Source organism: Psychromarinibacter sediminicola, assembly GCF_029168335.1.
Taxonomy (GTDB): domain Bacteria; phylum Pseudomonadota; class Alphaproteobacteria; order Rhodobacterales; family Rhodobacteraceae; genus Psychromarinibacter; species Psychromarinibacter sediminicola.
Genome location: NZ_JARGYC010000091.1, coordinates 1 through 15,779, shown reverse-complemented (window position 1 = coordinate 15,779; position 15,779 = coordinate 1). Strand labels below are relative to the sequence as shown.

14 protein-coding genes are annotated in these 15,779 nt (G+C 70.1%); 6 read left to right on the top strand and 8 right to left on the bottom strand.

The window, feature by feature from the left end; all coding sequences use genetic code 11:
* Positions 1-25 precede the first annotated feature (25 nt).
* From P1J78_RS21925 to P1J78_RS21905, 5 genes are all read right to left on the bottom strand, one after another.
* Positions 26-730 carry a helix-turn-helix transcriptional regulator gene (locus P1J78_RS21925; RefSeq protein ID WP_275569522.1) on the bottom strand — a complete coding sequence of 235 codons (705 nt, stop codon included), beginning with the start codon at positions 728-730 and terminating at the stop codon, positions 26-28.
* Positions 731-733: 3 nt separating this feature from the next.
* Positions 734-1,111: a VOC family protein gene (locus P1J78_RS21920; protein WP_275569521.1), complete on the bottom strand. Its 378-nt coding sequence runs from the start codon at positions 1,109-1,111 to the stop codon at positions 734-736.
* Positions 1,112-1,198: 87 nt separating this feature from the next.
* Complete coding sequence (locus P1J78_RS21915) at positions 1,199-1,894, bottom strand: SDR family NAD(P)-dependent oxidoreductase (RefSeq protein ID WP_275569520.1); 696 nt, start codon at positions 1,892-1,894, stop codon at positions 1,199-1,201.
* Entirely contained in the window at positions 1,891-2,658 is a 768-nt protein-coding gene (locus P1J78_RS21910; RefSeq protein WP_275569519.1) for a hydroxypyruvate isomerase family protein, read from the bottom strand. Before P1J78_RS21910 ends, P1J78_RS21915 begins: the two co-directional genes overlap by 4 nt.
* Complete coding sequence (locus tag P1J78_RS21905; protein WP_275569518.1) at positions 2,655-3,257, bottom strand: DUF1285 domain-containing protein; 603 nt, start codon at positions 3,255-3,257, stop codon at positions 2,655-2,657. Before P1J78_RS21905 ends, P1J78_RS21910 begins: the two co-directional genes overlap by 4 nt.
* Positions 3,258-3,320: 63 nt before the next feature.
* Between P1J78_RS21905 and P1J78_RS21900 the strand changes: the two genes are divergently transcribed.
* The 5 genes from P1J78_RS21900 (at position 3,321) to P1J78_RS21880 (ending at position 12,192) form a co-directional block, all read left to right on the top strand.
* A complete protein-coding gene (locus P1J78_RS21900; protein WP_275569517.1) occupies positions 3,321-4,328 on the top strand; it encodes an AAA family ATPase in 1,008 nt (335 codons plus the stop codon).
* Positions 4,329-4,467: 139 nt separating this feature from the next.
* The gene (locus P1J78_RS21895) at positions 4,468-5,343 is read left to right on the top strand and encodes a DUF58 domain-containing protein (RefSeq protein WP_275569516.1); all 876 of its coding nucleotides are present in this window, start codon (positions 4,468-4,470) and stop codon (positions 5,341-5,343) included.
* A 1-nt stretch (position 5,344) separates the two neighbouring features.
* The gene (locus P1J78_RS21890; protein WP_275569515.1) at positions 5,345-8,110 is read left to right on the top strand and encodes a DUF4159 domain-containing protein; all 2,766 of its coding nucleotides are present in this window, start codon (positions 5,345-5,347) and stop codon (positions 8,108-8,110) included.
* Positions 8,111-8,204: 94 nt separating this feature from the next.
* Complete coding sequence (locus P1J78_RS21885; RefSeq protein WP_275569514.1) at positions 8,205-10,277, top strand: hypothetical protein; 2,073 nt, start codon at positions 8,205-8,207, stop codon at positions 10,275-10,277.
* A 655-nt stretch (positions 10,278-10,932) separates the two neighbouring features.
* A complete protein-coding gene (locus P1J78_RS21880) occupies positions 10,933-12,192 on the top strand; it encodes a Hint domain-containing protein (RefSeq protein ID WP_275569513.1) in 1,260 nt (419 codons plus the stop codon).
* 22 nt (positions 12,193-12,214) lie between these two features.
* On the opposite strand, the gene P1J78_RS21875 is transcribed toward P1J78_RS21880, so the two are convergent.
* Genes P1J78_RS21875 through P1J78_RS21865 form a run of 3 tightly spaced genes read right to left on the bottom strand, consistent with a single transcriptional unit; the run spans position 12,215 to position 14,112 of the window.
* Complete coding sequence (locus P1J78_RS21875) at positions 12,215-13,045, bottom strand: glycosyltransferase family 2 protein (protein ID WP_275569512.1); 831 nt, start codon at positions 13,043-13,045, stop codon at positions 12,215-12,217.
* Positions 13,046-13,060: 15 nt separating this feature from the next.
* The gene (locus P1J78_RS21870) at positions 13,061-13,417 is read right to left on the bottom strand and encodes a hypothetical protein (protein WP_275569511.1); all 357 of its coding nucleotides are present in this window, start codon (positions 13,415-13,417) and stop codon (positions 13,061-13,063) included.
* Positions 13,414-14,112, bottom strand: coding sequence for a DUF599 domain-containing protein (locus P1J78_RS21865; protein ID WP_275569510.1), 699 nt, complete (start codon positions 14,110-14,112; stop codon positions 13,414-13,416). Before P1J78_RS21865 ends, P1J78_RS21870 begins: the two co-directional genes overlap by 4 nt.
* Positions 14,113-14,211: 99 nt before the next feature.
* Here P1J78_RS21865 and P1J78_RS21860 point away from each other — a divergent pair, with 99 nt between their 5' ends.
* The gene (locus tag P1J78_RS21860) at positions 14,212-15,645 is read left to right on the top strand and encodes an FAD-linked oxidase C-terminal domain-containing protein (RefSeq protein WP_275569509.1); all 1,434 of its coding nucleotides are present in this window, start codon (positions 14,212-14,214) and stop codon (positions 15,643-15,645) included.
* Positions 15,646-15,779 lie beyond the last annotated feature (134 nt).

Below are 15,779 nucleotides of genomic sequence, written 5' to 3'. Positions count from 1 at the left end.
GGACGGCGCCAGCCGTCCGAAAACCCTATCTGCCCGAGAGCGCGTGCCGCTCTTCCTCCGACACCCGCGCTAGATAGTCCGCCAGCGTCCGCCCCTTTTCCGGCCGGAACGTGCCCTGCGCCTCGGCCGCCGCGATCCGGTCCAGCCGGAACATCCGGAAGTCCTGCCTGAGTTCGCACCAGGCCAGCAGGGTCCAGACCTTGCCCCAGAAGCCGAGCCCCAGGGGCCGCACCATGCGCCGCGTCTCCGCGCCCTCGGCGTCGCGATAGGCCAGGTCCATCCGCTCGCGCGCATCCGTCGCCGCCTCCAGCCGGTCGATCAGCGCGCGGGTCGCTTCGTCCAGCCCGGTGGTGTCGATGGCGTGGATCTTCACCGCCTCGGCGCGGGCGCGCTCGGCCTCGGGCAGCACGGCAGCGATCTTGACCAGTGCCTCCTCGGCCGCCTGCGCCATCGCCAGCCCGCCGAAGGCGCGGATCAGCCGCGCGCCGGCGACCAGCGCCACCACCTCGTCGCGCGAGAACATCATCGGCGGCAGCTCGTAGCCGTCGGCCATGACGTAGCCGTAGCCCGAGGCGCCCTCCACCGGCACGCCCGAGGCCTGCAGGTCGGCGATGTCGCGGTAGATGGTGCGTTCGCTGACCTCGAGCGCGTCGGCGAGCTGCCGCGCCGTCCGGAGGCGCCCGCCGCGCAGGGACTGCACGATGCGGAACAGGCGGTCGGCGCGGCGCATCGCTCAGCCCTTCGCCGGTTCGAACAGGCCGATGGAATTGCCGTCGGGATCCTCGACATAGGCGAAGCGGCCGGGCGGGATGGCAATGGCGTCGGAGACCTTTGTGCCGCCGGCGGCGACCCATTTCTCGACCGCCTCCTCGACGGTTCCGGGCACCGACAGGTGGATCGTCGGCCCGGCGCCCTTGCCCGGCGTGCCCGGGTAGATATGGCCGGAGCAGGCCATGTCGTCCGTGCCCGGGATCATCGCCATCGGGTTGGGGCCGGAATTGTCGACGGTCAGGTCGTAATCCATGGCCGCCCTGTAGAACGCCACGGCCTTGTCGAAATCGCCGACCGGGATCTCTGTCCAGACGACGGGGAATTGCGGGGTGTAGGGCATGAGTCGCGTCTCCTCTGGTTTGCGATGAGACGGGTATCTCATACCCCTGCTGACAGGGTTGTGTCAGGACCTGTCAGGGCGGCCGGGTCAGAACGTTTCGACCCAGGGCCGCACCGCCACTTCGGTCGACCACGCCGAGCGGTGCTGGCCGATCAGGTGCAGGTAGGTCTGCGCGATGGCGTCCGGGTCCAGCATCGAGTCGGGGGCGTCGGGCGGCTCGGTCCGGCCGGGGTTGCGGATCGCGCCGTCGATGTTGACCCAAGCGACGTGGATGCCCTGCGGGTGCAACTCGCGCGCCATCGACTGGGCAAGACCGCGCTGGGCGAACTTGCCCATGGCGAAGGAGGCCGATTGCGGGAAGCCCTTCACCCCCGCCGAGGCGCCGGTGAACAGGATGGTGCCGCGGCGGCCGTCGACCGGCTCGGCCGCCAGCATCCGCCGCGCCGCCGCCTGGCCCGTGAGGAAGGCGCCGTGCGCGGTCACCTCGGTCGCGCGGCGCACCTCGTCCGGGTCGAGGTCGACGAGCGGCCCGCGCACCCGGGCGGAGGGGTTGTAAATGGCCACCCGCTGCGCCGCCGGAAGCTCCACGAACAGCCGCCCCACGGCGGCGGCGTCGGTCGCGTCCAGGGTGACGCTGCGCGCGCCAGTCGCCTCGGCGACCCCGGCCATGCGGGCGCCCTGGCGGGCCGCCAGCACGAGGTCGTAGTCCGGGGCCAGCGCCCGCGCCAGCGCGGCGGAGAGCCCCGATCCGGCGCCCACGATCACGGCGATCGGTTTGGTCATGTCGTCCTCCCGTTGATGTCGCGCATCCAGCCCAGGCAGGCCTCGGTCTCGGCCGTCGGGTTGTACTCGGCGCTGATCCAGCCGTCGTAGCCCGACGCGGCCACGGCCGCGAAAAAGGCGGCGAAGTCGATCCCGCCCGCCCCCGGTTCGCAGCGGCCCGGCGCGTCGCCGACCTGGACGTGGCGCACGCGGGGGGCGTGACGCCGCCAGACCGCCAGCGCGTCGCCGGCGATCGTCTGCGCGTGGTAGGTGTCGTATTGCAGCCCGAGGTTGGGGGCGCCGACGGCGTCGATGATCTCGGCGGCGAGGTCGTAGTCGTTCAGGAAATAGCCCGGCATGTCGCCGGGGTTCAGCGGCTCGATGGTCAGGCTCTGCCCGGGCGCCTGGGCGGCGGCCCATTTCAGGTTGTCGATGAAGGTGGCCCGCGCCTCCGGCCCCTCGGCGGTGCCGGCCATCAGGTGGATGTGCTGCGGCGTCAGCCGCTCGGCATAGCGCAGGACGCGGGCGAAATCGCGGCGGAACCGCTCCTCCAGCCCCGGCACCGCGGCGAAGCCCCGCTGGCCGCCGGTATAGTTGGGCGGCGGCGCGTTGATCAGCACCAGCGGCAGGCCGGCGATCTGCAGCCGGCGCAGGATGTCGGGCGCCGGGTCGTCATAGGGAAACAGGATCTCGACCCCGTCGAACCCGGCATCGGCGGCCGCCTGGATGCGTTCGAGAAACGGGTATTCCTTGAACAGGAAGGTGACGTTGGCCGCGAGCTTCACGCCGGCAGCTCCGCCGCCGGAATCATCGGGAAGAACTCTCCACACGACCACAGGCCGAACCAGTCGGTGCCGTCGACCTCCTCGGTCGCGCCCAGGTCCACGAGGCGGTAGAAGCTCTTGCGGTCGATCAGCGCCTCCAGCCGGTCGCGGATCAGGATATAGGGCGAAGGCTCGCCGGTCTCGGGGTCGCGGACCACGCGGATCGGGTGGTCGGGGCCGGCGGTGGCGACGTCGTCCACATGGGTCAGGAAGGTCAGGCGCTGGTCGCGGCCTTCGCCCTCGGCCTCGAAGTCGACGGCGACGAAGGGCGCGTCCTCGACCTGGATGCCCACTTTCTCGACAGGCGTGACCAGAAAGTAATCGTCGCCGTCCTTGCGCAGGATCGAGGAGAACAGCTTCACCAGCCCCTTCCGCCCGATGGGCGTGCCCAGGTAGAACCACGTCCCGTCGCGGGCGATGCGCATGTCCAGATCGCCGCAGAACTCGGGATTCCATTGATGAACCGGGGGGCGGCCTTGCTTGCTGGCGGCCTTCGCCGCCTCGGCGATCGACTCGGCGGAGGGTCTCACGATCATTTGTCCGCTCACGCTTTTTGTCATTTGTGCTTTCGGCGATAGGTGCCGATACTGACGGGGAGATATAGTAGCAGCGGGAGCTTTGCCATGGCCGACGACGAGAACCTCGTGGAAGAGATCGAGGCGCTGAGCGCCAAGATGATCGAGGCCGAGGCGTCGATTTCCAAGCGGTTCATCGGCCAGAAGAAGGTGATCGACCTGGTGCTGTCGACGCTGGTCTGCGGCGGCCACGGGCTGCTGATCGGCCTTCCGGGGCTGGGCAAGACGCGCCTGATCGAGACGCTGGGCAACGTGATGGGCCTCGATGACGCGCGGGTGCAGTTCACGCCGGATCTGATGCCGGCGGATATTCTCGGGTCGGAAGTGCTGGAGACCGGGGCGGATGGCAGCCGGGCGTTCAAGTTCATCGAGGGGCCGGTCTTCTGTCAGCTTCTGATGGCCGACGAGATCAACCGCGCCAGCCCCCGCACGCAGTCGGCGCTGCTGCAGGCGATGCAGGAGAAATCCGTCACCATCGCCGGCCAGCCGCATCCGCTGCCGGCGCCGTTCCACGTGCTGGCCACCCAGAACCCGATCGAGCAGGAGGGCACCTACCCGCTGCCCGAGGCGCAGCTCGACCGGTTCCTGTTGCAGATCGACGTCGACTACCCGACGCGCGACTACGAGCGCGAGATCCTGATCGCCACCACCGGCACCGAGGACGCGCAGTCGCATAACGTGTTCTCCGCCGAGGAGCTGATCGCGGCGCAGACCCTGGTGCGCCGGATGCCGGTGGGCGAGGCCGTGGTCGAGTTGATCCTCGACCTGGTGCGCGCCTGCCGTCCGAACGAGCCCGAGGCGCCGGAGGTGGTGAACCGCTCGGTCGGCTGGGGGCCTGGGCCGCGCGCGGCGCAGGCGCTGATGCTGACGGTGCGGGCGCGGGCGCTGTTGCAGGGGCGGCTGGCGCCGTCGGCCGAGGACGTGCTGGCGATGGCGCGGCCGGTGCTGACCCACCGCATGGCGCTGACCTTCGCGGCGCGGGCGCGCGGCGAAAGCCTGGGCGAGGTGATCGACGCCGTGGCCGAACAGGTGACCCGCGTGGAGGCTGCGGCTTGACGGCAGCCATCGGCGCCCGAACGCCGCTTGCAAGCGGCTTCGGCACGCGATTACGAAATCGCGTGCCAAGGGCCTTGCAAGGCCCTTGCCCAAGGCGTTTCGCAACGCCTTGCGCGGCGATGTGCCCACGGAGTGAGCCTTGACCACCGCAGCCGAGTATCGCCAACGCGCCGAGACCCTGTCCGGCCCGCTGCCGCCGCTCCTGGCGGAGGCGGAGCATCTGGCGCAGGCCGTGCTTCTGGGCTTTCACGGCCGCCGCCGGGCCGGGATGGGCGACGAGTTCTGGCAATACCGCCCGGCCCGCGCCGGCGACCCTGCGCGGCAGATCGACTGGCGCCGCTCGGGCCGGTCGGACACGCATTTCGTGCAGGAAAAGGAGTGGCAGGCGGCGCAGTCGGTGTTCGTCTGGCTGGACGAGGCGCAGTCGATGGCGTTCTCCGGCGACAAGGGCCGAGTGACGAAGGCCGACCGCGGCAAGCTTCTGGCGCTGGCGCTGTCGATCCTGCTGATCCGCGCGGGCGAACGGGTGGCGCTGACCTCGCTGGGCACGCCGCCGCGGTCGTCGGAGCTACAGCTGTTGCGCATCGCGCAGTCCTTCGAGCTGGACGGCGCGCGGCCCGATTACGGCGCGCCGGAGGTGCGCAACCTGCTGCCGCATTCGCGGGCGCTGTTCATCTCCGACTTCATGGGCGACCTGGAGCCGCTGGAGGCGCAGCTCGCCAAGGCCGCCGACCGGGGCGTGCGGGGCGTGATGTACCAGATCCTCGACCCCGTGGAGGAGGCGTTCCCGTTCGACGGGCGCACCATCTTCGAAAGCGTCGGCAAGACCGTGCGGCACGAGACGCTGAAGGCGGGCGATCTGCGCGAGCGCTACCTGGAACGGCTGGCCGAGCGCAAGGCGCGGCTGGACGAGTTGGCCCACGCGGTCGGCTGGCGCTACGAGTGCCACCACACCGGCGACAGCGCGCAGTCGGCGCTTCTGTGGCTTTACGGCGCGCTGGAGAAGAGGGGCTGAGATGTTCACGCTCGGCGGCATAGGCTTTACCGCGCCCTGGCTTCTGCTGGGCCTTCTGGCGCTGCCGATCCTGTGGATCCTGCTGCGCGCGGTGCCGCCGGCGCCGATCCGGCGGATGTTCCCGGGCGTGGCGCTGCTCCTGGGCCTGACCGACGACGAGACGCAGACCGACAAGACGCCCTGGTGGCTCTTGCTGCTGCGCACGCTGGCGGTGGCGCTGATCATCCTGGGCTTCGCCGGGCCGGTGCTGAACCCGCGCGAGGAAGCCGCGGGCAGCGGGCCGATTCTGATCGTGATGGACGGGACATGGGCCGACGCGCGCGACTGGACGCGGCGGGCGGACCGGGTGGAGGCCGCGCTGGACGAGGCGGCGCGGCTGGGCCGGCCGGTGGCGCTGGTCTCGCTGACCGACCTGCCGGCGGGCGACCTGCCGTTCCGCGCTGCCGACGCCTGGGCCGCCGACCTGCCGAGCGTGCAGCCCGAGCCCTGGGCGCCGGACGCCGAGGCCCTGGCCGACTGGGCCGCGGCGCTGCCCGACGAGGCGTTCGACACGTTCTGGATGTCCGACGGGCTGGCGCGGGACAGCCGCGAGGCCCTGCTGGCCGAGTTGCAGGCGCACGGCACGGTGACGGTCTTCGAATCCCCCAGCCCCGTCTTCGGCCTGCGCCCCGCGGGCTTTGCCGAGGGCGGCGTGGCGCTGACCGCGCTGCGCGCCGCGGCCGGCAATGCGCTGACCGTCAGCGTGTCGGCGCACGGGCTGGACCCTTCGGGCGTCGAGCGGGAGCTGGCGCGCGAAGAAGTGACGTTCGGGGCCGAGGCGACCGAGGCGGACCTGACGCTCGACCTGCCGCCGGAGCTGCGCAACCGGGTGTCGCGCTTCGAAATCGCCGGGGTGCGCTCGGCCGGCGCGGTGACGCTGACCGACGATGCGCTGCAACGGCGCGAGGTGGCGCTGATCGCGGGCCGCGACGACCGCGAGGGGCTGGAGCTGCTGGCTCCGACGCATTACCTGGAAAAGGCGCTGGAACCCACCGCAGACCTGATCGACGGCGACCTGCTGGACATCCTGCTGGCCAACCCCGACGTGATCGTGCTGGCCGACGTGGCCACGGTGAGCGAGGGCGAGCGGGAGCCGCTGTTGGAGTGGGTCGAGAATGGCGGAATGCTGTTGCGCTTCGCCGGGCCGCGGCTGGCCGCGTCGGATGTGAGCCGGGCCGAGGAGGACCCGCTGATGCCGGTGCGCCTGCGCGCGGGTGGGCGGAACATCGGCGGCGCGATGAGCTGGGGCGAGCCGAAGCAGCTGCGCCCCTTCGCCGAGACCTCGCCCTTCTACGGGCTGGAGGTGCCCGAGGACGTGACCGTGTCGTCCCAGGTCATGGCACAGCCCGACCCGCAGCTAAGCGAGCGGGTCATCGCCTCGCTCGCCGACGGCACGCCGCTGGTCACCCGCAAGCGGGTCGAGCAGGGGCAGGTCGTGCTGTTCCACGTCACTGCCAATGCCGAGTGGTCGAGCCTGCCGCTGTCCGGCCTGTTCGTGCAGATGCTGGAGCGGCTGGCGGTGTCGACGCGCCCGGCGCAGCCGACGGAAGAGGATCTCGCCGGCACCGTCTGGGCGCCCGACGCGGTGCTGGACGCTTTCGGCACGGTGCAGGACGCGGGCACCCTGCCCGGTGTGCCGGGCGAGCGGATTGCCGGCGGCGCGCCCGGCGCGGACATGCCGCCGGGGCTTTACACCGGCGAGGACCGGCGGATCGCGGTCAACGTGATCGGGCCGGAGACGCAGATCGCCCCCACCGCCTGGCCGTCCGGCGTGCCGGTGGTGGGGCTGGACGTGGTGGAGGAAACCATGCTGAAGGGCTGGCTGCTCGCCGTGGCGCTGGGGCTGCTGTTCTTGGACATTCTCGCCTCGCTGTGGATCTCGGGCCGCCTGTCGCGGGCCGGCCGGGGCGCGGCGGCGATGCTCGCGCTGGCGCTGCTGCTGCCCGGCGGGATGGCCGAGGCACAGGAGGGCGACGAGCTGGCGCTGGCCGCGACCTCGGAGGTGGTTCTGGCGCATGTCGTCACCGGGGATGCGGAGCTCGACCGGATCGCCGAGGCGGGCCTGCGCGGGCTGAGCCAGGTCCTGTGGTCGCGCACCTCGATCGAGCCGGCGGACCCGATCGCCGTCGACCTGGAGATGGACGAGCTGGCCTTCTTCCCTTTCCTCTACTGGCCCGTCACGCCGGAGCAGCCGATCCCGTCCGACGAGGCCTATGCCAAGCTGAACCGCTATCTGCGGCATGGCGGGATGATCCTGTTCGACACGCGCGACGCGGATCTGGCGGGTTACGGCGCCTCGACCGAGGCGGGGCGCAAGCTGCAGCGGCTGGCCGCGCCGCTGGACATCCCGCCCCTGGAGCCGATCCCCGAGGACCACGTGCTGACGCGCACCTTCTACCTGCTGCAGGACTTCCCCGGCCGCTACGCGGGCCGCGGCGTCTGGGTCGAGGCGGCGCCGGCGGATGCGGAGGCGATCGAGGGGATGCCGTTCCGCGACCTGAACGACAACGTGACGCCCGTGGTGATCGGCGGCAACGACTGGGCCGCGGCCTGGGCCGTCAACGAGAACGGCAGCCGGATGTTTCCGGTGGGCCGCGGCTTTGCTGGCGAGCGGCAGCGCGAGATGGCGATGCGATTCGGGGTAAACCTGATCATGCATGTCCTGACCGGGAACTACAAAAGCGACCAGGTGCATGTGCCGGCGCTTCTGGACCGGCTGGGGCAGTAGTGAACGGGGTGGCGCATCTGGCGGGCGCCGGACCGGGGGCCAGCCCCCGGACCCCCGGCGTATTTGAAACGAGAAGAAGCGCAGAGGCATCATCTTGACCGGCTCGATCATCTTCGATCCCCTTCTGCAGTGGCCGCTGGTCTGGGCGGCGGTGGCGCTGGGCGTGCTGTTCGTGGCCGTCGCCGTCTGGCGCGGGCTGACGGGCTGGTGGCTGCGCGGGCTGGCCGTGATCGTGCTGCTGGTGGCGCTGTTCAACCCGTCGCTGCAGCAGGAGGACCGGGCGCCCCTGTCCGACATCGTGATCCTGGTGGTGGACGAGAGCGCCAGCCAGCGGATCGCGACGCGGCCCGAGCAGACGGAGCAGGCCATCGCCGCGGTGGAGGCCGAGGTCGCGGCGCTGGAGAATACCGAGCTGCGGATCGTGCCGCTTGGCGATGCCGAGGACGACCAGGGCACGCTTCTGATGAGCGCGCTGGCCGAGGCGATGGCCGAGGAGCCGCGGGCGCGGCTGGCGGGCGCGATCCTGCTGACCGACGGGCAGCTGCACGACGTGGACCGCGCGCCCGACCTGCCGGCGCCGCTGCATGTGCTGCTGACCGGCGAGGAGGACGACTGGGACCGGCGGCTGCTGGTGACCAATGCGCCGGCCTTCGCGATCCTGGGCGAGCCGGTGACGCTGACGCTCCGTGTCGAGGACCAGGGGGCGGTGCCCGAGAGCGAGGGCGGCACGGCGCCGCTGGAGATCGCCATCGACGGGGGCGAGCCGCAGAGCTACGACGTGCCGGTGGGCCAGGATCTGGAGCTGCCGATCACCCTGCCGCACGGCGGGATGAACGTGATCCAGTTCACCCTGCCCGAGGCCGACGGCGAGCTGACCGACCGCAACAACTCGGCCGTGGTGCAGATCAACGGGGTGCGCGACCGGCTGCGGGTGCTCTTGGTCTCGGGCGAGCCGCATCCGGGGGAGCGGACCTGGCGCAACCTGCTGAAGTCGGATTCCAGCGTGGACCTGGTGCATTTCACGATCCTGCGGCCGCCGGAGAAGCAGGACGGGGTGCCGGTCAACGAGCTGTCGCTGATCGCCTTCCCGACGCGCGAGTTGTTCATCGACAAGATCGACGAGTTCGACCTGATCATCTTCGATCGCTACAAGCGGCGCGGGATCCTGCCGTCGCTCTATCTCGACAACGTGCGGCAGTATGTCGAGGACGGCGGCGCGGTGCTGGTGGCGGCGGGGCCGGATTTCGCGACGGCGAACTCGCTTTACCGCTCGCCCCTGTCGGAGATCCTGCCGGCAGCACCGTCGAGCCGGGTGATCGAGGAAGGCTACAAGCCGCGGCTGACCGATCTGGGCGAGAAGCATCCGGTGACGGCCGGGCTCGACTCCTTCGCGCCGGCGGCGGCGGACGAGGACGGGCCGGGCTGGGGCCGGTGGTTCCGGCTGATCGACCTGGAAGAACAGTCGGGCCACACGGTGATGCACGCGATGGACGAGCGGCCGCTTCTGGTGCTGGACCGGGTCGGCGAAGGGCGCATCGCGCTTCTGGGCTCGGACCATGCCTGGCTGTGGAACCGGGGGTTCGAGGGCGGCGGGCCGCAGCTGGAGCTGCTGCGGCGGCTGGCGCATTGGATGATGGAAGAGCCGGAGCTGGAGGAAGAGGCGCTAAGCGCCACGGCGGAGGGGCAGACGATGACCATCACCCGCCGGACGCTGGGCGACGAGGTCGGCGAGGTGGAGCTGACCGGGCCGGACGGCGAGGTGGTGATGGTGCCGCTGGAAGAGGTCGCGCCGGGCCGGTTCGAGGCGACGGTCGAGGGGCCGGAGATCGGGCTGTACCGGCTGAAGGAAGGCGACCAGGACAGCGTGATCGCGCTGGGCCCCGCCGCGCCGAAGGAGTTCGAGGCGACCATCGCGAGCGGCGACCTGCTGGAGCCCGAGGTGGAGTCCACGCGCGGCGGCATCGCGCGGATCGAGGCGGGTGTGCCGGATCTGCGGCAGGTGCGGGCGGGTCGGCCGGCGGCGGGGCGCGGCTGGCTGGGGATCACGCCGCGGGACGCCTATCTGACGGCGGATGTGACGCTGACGCCGCTGGTATCGGGGTGGCTCTTCCTGCTGCTGGCGTCGTTGCTGATGGTCGGTGCCTGGCTGCGCGAAGGGCGGAGCTGAGCCTGGGCGGCGCGTCGGGGTTTTGCAAGCGATCCGGGGCTGGACCTGTCGCGGCCGGACGGTCGGGAGAGGCGGTGCGCGAAGACTTTGCAGGGAATGCCAGATGCGTGGCGCGGGGGTGACCGCGATGTGGCGCAAGTGTGGCGTGAGACACGTATAAGTTGAGCGGTGAAATGCCGATGCCCGGGGGTGCCGGGTGGGGTGACGGCCCTGGCAGGCGCCATGCGGGCCCGGGTCTCCGCCCGTCCGACAGGCCGGGATCGCCGGAGCGACCCGTCACCGCGGGACGCCGGCGTGCCGAATCGCTTCGGCCAATCCTCGGGCGAGGCGTCAATATATCGGGAGCCGGCCCGCCGGGCCGCGGATATGTAGCGGTCGGGTGCGCTCTGTAGGCAGCAAACCCGGGGCACGGGCAGTTTGCTTGTCACGGCATTGTTTCCCGCTCGGGCGAAGCGTGACGGTGCGCGCGAATTGTTTCGGCGAGATCCGTCCGATGGGCAGAGTTCAGCTTAGGCCGCGAGATATTTGACGCAAATCAGATGCACATTTCCAATATTTAGCAATCTATGGTTTAGTTCTTGACAGGCGCCGCGTTGTTAAGGGCGCCCGCGGCTTCGGCCGGTTCTGGAGTAAAGCGCAATTCGGGATGACAACCATGGCAGTTCTTGACGTGGATCTGGGGTCGAGTGATCAGACCATTGATTCCAGTAACTATTCGAGCGGCGATACCGTGAATATCACCGCGCTTGGATCCCACGCCCTCACGATCGACGGGGTCGACGTGGAGCTGTCCTCCATCGTCGGGCTTCAGGCCGGCGCGACGCCGACCTTCGAGACGATCAACGGCGGCTCTCTTGCGATCGACCAGGGGCTTCTGGACGCCAGCCTTCTGTCGGGCGTCACCTATTCGATGCACGACACCTCGTCGATCGCGGTGGACAGCAGCAGCGTCACCGCCCTGACCGACCTGTTGTCGACGGTCGATCTGGACTTCAACGGCGACGCGGATGCCGATTTCAGCTATACGCCCGCCGCGATCGGCACGCTGTCGCCGATCACCTTCAACGTCTTTGGCATGGAAAGTTTCGACCAGCTGGTGATCGCGGGGCGGACGGATCTGAGTTTCTCCTACGATACCGGCACGCAGACGGCGACCGTCAGCTCGACCTCGGCGCTCGGGCAGGATGTGCGCTATGTCGTGCAGGGGATGACGCAGGAGCAGGCCGACCTGGTCCTGGCGGATATCGCGGATACCGCAGCCGACACCTGGATCGACGGCGATGCCTTCACCTTCCCGGTCTGCCTGACCTCGGAGGCGCAGGTGCTGACGCCGTTCGGCGAGCGCCGCTGCGGCGATCTGGAGGTCGGGGATCTCGTCATCACCTCGGATCGCGGGGCGCAGCCGATCCGCTGGATCGGACGGATGACCTTCACCGCCCGCGACATGGACGACCGGCCCAGGAACCGGCCGGTGCGGATCGGTGCGGGGGCGCTGGGCAACGGCGTGCCGGGCGCGGACCTGCTGGTGTCGCCGCAGCACCGGATCCTGGTGCATTCGCGGGTGGCCGAGCGGATGTTCGGCACGCGCGACGTGCTGGTGCCGGCGCGCAAGCTGCTGGACATGCCGGGGATCGAGGTGGCGGTTCTGGACCACGACATCACCTACATGAACCTGATGTTCGACAATCACGAGGTGATCTTCGCCGAGCATGCGCCGGTCGAGAGCCTGCTGACCGGGCCGATGACGATCCGGGCGATGCCGGCGGAGCAGATCGTGGAACTGGCCGATATCTATCCGGAGCTGTTCGAACCGGGTTTCGAGACGGAATCGGCGCGGCTGATCCCGAAGGGTCGCCGGATCGCCACACTGGTCGCGCGGCACATGAAGAACCGCCTGCATCCGCTGACCTGTTGAGAGGGCGTCGTCCGGGCGCCGGTCAGGGCCAGATGCCGTATCTCTCGCGCAGCAGGTCGTAACAATGCCGGCCGGCCTTGGGGCGGCCGGCACCCTCGACCGCGAAGGCGTAAAGCGCATCGACGCGGAAGGCGTCGGTGTTCGCCGGCTCGCGCAGGTTGGCGGGCACCCAGATCGGGATGTTGCGCCGCGCCAGCATGCCCGACAGCCAGATGTCGTCGACGGTCCAGCAGATATCGGGGATGTCGAAGGCGACATCGTCGAAGAAATCCGGCCGCACCATGGCGCCGCCGAACCCCATGAACATGTCGACATAGCCGCCCCTGGCAAAGATGCGGCGGGCGGGGCGGCCCAGGTTGTGGCCGGTCAGCTTGCGCCGTGCGCGCCACCAGAGCCAGCGCGCGAGGAACCAGGTGTCGCGCTGCCACCGGCGCTTGACGGCGCGGGGCTGCAGATCGCGGATCTGGCGGCTGTCGAAAAAGAAGTCAGCCTCGTTGCCCATGGCCGCGATGCAGGCGTCCGGCTGGTCGGCGCGGGCGGCCATGAAGTCGCGCGTGAGCGTCGGCGCATAGATGCGGTCGTCGTCGCAGAACAGGATCTCGACATCCTGGCCGGCATGGGCCTTTGCGGCGGCGAGCACCTTGGTCGCCGGGCCGTAATCCTCGGCGCAGCGCACGATCTCGACGCCGTCGGGCACCTCCGGCAGGGTGCCGTCCCAGTCGGGAAAGCGGCGATAGCGGTGCGGGATGTGCAGCAGGACGCGATCCGCCGGCGCGTGCTGCCGCACGAGGCTGTGCAGCGTCGGGCCGATCAGGTGGAAGCGCGGCGGAATGCTCGTGAGCGAGATGATCATGCGGGGGCTGGCGGGTTAGCGTCGGACGTCCAGCCGATACATCTCTTGCGCCCAGCCGTCCACCGAACAGCGCGGGCGGATCAGGACATGGGCGAGGTCTTCCGGAATCGCCCGGCCGGAAAGCGTGCGGGTGAACGGCTGTTCCGCGACATGCGGGTGCAGCAATTCGCGGAAGCCCAGCCGCGTGCCGTCGGGGGCGCGCACCTCCCAGCCGTCGGCGTAGTGGTCCCAGCCGGTATCGGGATGCGACAGCGTCACCGAGATGCGCCAGGTGTCGCCGGTCCGTGTGGCCTCGGCCGCATCGACCACGGGGTCGGCGGCGAAAGCGGGGGTGGCGAGGGCGAGCGTCAGGGCGAGGGCCGGGTGTCTCATTCGGGCAGGCTCCGCAGAAGGGTGTTGCGCGACTTGGACGCGAATTCGCGGCGCCAGACGATCAGCAGCGCGACGAGGGTGGCGACCAGCAGGGCGACCGGGCCGAGCAGCCACGCGGCGGCGGCCAGCGAGAAGTAGACGCAGCGCAGGCCGCGGTTGAAGCTGCGGGCGGCGGAGTTGGCGATGTCGGCGGCCTGCGCGGCGCGGGAATAGGCGGCGTCGCTTTCGTCGTTGGGCGCCGCCCCCATGACGATGGCGCAATAGCCGAACAGGCGGTGCGACCAGATGAACTTGAACAGCCCGTTGGCGAGAAACAGGAGCATGAAGATGACCTTGGCATCCCAGATCGCCGCCGGCGCGTCCTCCAGCGACAGCTCCTCGGCCAGGCCCAGGAGCTGTTCGGTATTGCCGATCAGCGCCAGCCCGCCGCCGATGGCGATCAGGCAGGTGGAGGCGAAGAAGCTGGTGCCCTGCCGCAGGTTGCCCAGCACCATGGAGTCGAAGACCCGCGGCTGCCGCGTGACGAACTCGCGCATCCAGGCCTCGCGGTAGCGCTCCATCAGCACGGCGGTGGACGGGCGGCGGGACGAGGGGTTCTCGATCACGTGGCTGACCACGAGCCAGGCCAGCACGATGGCACCGACGGCGATGGCGTCGAGCTGGGTGAAGAATTGCAGCCGGTCCAGAAGGTCCATGCGCCGGACTGTAGGGCAGCGCGGGCGCGTTGAAAACGGGCGGGCGCTTGTCAGGCCCCGGGGCAAGGCGTATCTGGGAGGGGAAAGGGAGGCGCATCCATGGACATGCCGGATCCGCGCGCAGCGGTGCTGTCGAAGAAGGCCAATCTGGTGGAGCGGCTGCAGGCCGTGCTGCCCGCCGATGCCGTGATCCACGAGGCGCAGGAGGTTCTGGCCTACGAGTGCGACGCGCTGACCGCCTATCGCTGCCCGCCGCTGGCCGCGGTGCTGCCGTCCTCGACCGAGGAGGTCGCGGCGGTGCTGCGCATCTGCCACGAGGAGGGCGTGCCGGTCGTGCCGCGCGGCTCGGGGACGTCGCTGGCCGGCGGCGCGCTGCCGACCGCCGACAGCGTGATCCTGGGCGTGGCGCGGCTGACCGAGGTTCTGGAGACGGATTACGACAACCGCTTCATCCGGGTGCAGGCGGGGCGGACCAACCTGTCGGTGACCGGCGCCGTGGAGGCGGACGACTTCTTCTACGCGCCCGACCCGTCGTCGCAGCTCGCCTGTGCCATCGCCGGCAACATCGGGATGAATTCGGGCGGGGCGCATTGCCTGAAATACGGGGTGACGACGAACAACCTGCTGGGCGTCACCGCCGTGATGATGGACGGCACCGTCGTGGAGATCGGCGGCGCGCATCTGGACGCGGGCGGCCTGGACCTTCTGGGGCTGATCTGCGGCTCCGAGGGGCAGCTCGCGCTGGTCACCGAGGCGACGCTGCGCATCCTGCGCAAGCCCGAGGGCGCGCGGCCGGTTCTGATGGGCTACAACTCGTCCGAAGTCGCCGGGCGCGTCGTGTCCGAGATCATCAAGGCCGGTATCCTGCCCGTGGCGATCGAGTTCATGGACCGGCCCTGCATCCGCGCGACGGAGGATTTCGCGGGCGCGGGCTATCCCGACTGCGAGGCGCTCTTGATCGTCGAGGTCGAGGGCTCGGACGCGGAGATCGACGCGCAGCTGGGCGTGATCCTGCAGATCGCGCGCAAGCACGACCCCGTGGCGATCCGCGAGAGCGAATCCGCCGAGGAGAGCGCGCGGATTTGGCTGGGCCGGAAATCCGCCTTCGGGGCGATGGGGCAGATCAACGACTACATGTGTCTCGACGGGACGATCCCGGTCGACAAGCTGCCCGAGGTGCTGCGCCGGACGGCCGAGATGGCGGCGGGCTACGGGCTGGAGGTCGCCAACGTGTTTCACGCGGGCGACGGCAACATGCATCCGCTGATCCTGTTCGACGCCAACGCGCCGGGCGAGCTGGAGAAGTGCGAGGCGCTGGGGGCCGACATCCTGCGGCTTTGCGTCGAGGTGGGCGGCTGCCTGACCGGCGAGCACGGCGTGGGCGTGGAGAAGCGCGACCTGATGAGCGACCAGTTCGCGCCCGAGGACATGGAGGCGCAGATGCGGGTGAAGGACGTGTTCGACTCCGCCTGGCTTCTGAACCCGGCAAAGGTGTTCCCGCTGGCGGTGAGCGCGGCGCGGCGCGCGGCCTGACGGGCGCCACGCTGCACGACAACGGATCAGCCGCGGGCGATTTCCACCTGCCTCGCGCGGCGGAACGCCGTGCAGCGCCGCCTCTCGGCGATTGCTGTGCAATCGCCTGTCGGCAGGGCATTTCGTTTCGAAAT

Coding starts and splice junctions, on each gene's coding strand:
- P1J78_RS21925 (WP_275569522.1), bottom strand. CDS start 730: ATGCGCCGCGCCGACCGCCTGTTCCGCATCGTGCAGTCCCTGCGCGGC.
- P1J78_RS21920 (WP_275569521.1), bottom strand. CDS start 1,111: ATGCCCTACACCCCGCAATTCCCCGTCGTCTGGACAGAGATCCCGGTC.
- P1J78_RS21915 (WP_275569520.1), bottom strand. CDS start 1,894: ATGACCAAACCGATCGCCGTGATCGTGGGCGCCGGATCGGGGCTCTCC.
- P1J78_RS21905 (WP_275569518.1), bottom strand. CDS start 3,257: ATGACAAAAAGCGTGAGCGGACAAATGATCGTGAGACCCTCCGCCGAG.
- P1J78_RS21900 (WP_275569517.1), top strand. CDS start 3,321: ATGGCCGACGACGAGAACCTCGTGGAAGAGATCGAGGCGCTGAGCGCC.
- P1J78_RS21890 (WP_275569515.1), top strand. CDS start 5,345: ATGTTCACGCTCGGCGGCATAGGCTTTACCGCGCCCTGGCTTCTGCTG.
- P1J78_RS21880 (WP_275569513.1), top strand. CDS start 10,933: ATGGCAGTTCTTGACGTGGATCTGGGGTCGAGTGATCAGACCATTGAT.
- P1J78_RS21875 (WP_275569512.1), bottom strand. CDS start 13,045: ATGATCATCTCGCTCACGAGCATTCCGCCGCGCTTCCACCTGATCGGC.
- P1J78_RS21870 (WP_275569511.1), bottom strand. CDS start 13,417: ATGAGACACCCGGCCCTCGCCCTGACGCTCGCCCTCGCCACCCCCGCT.
- P1J78_RS21865 (WP_275569510.1), bottom strand. CDS start 14,112: ATGGACCTTCTGGACCGGCTGCAATTCTTCACCCAGCTCGACGCCATC.
- P1J78_RS21860 (WP_275569509.1), top strand. CDS start 14,212: ATGGACATGCCGGATCCGCGCGCAGCGGTGCTGTCGAAGAAGGCCAAT.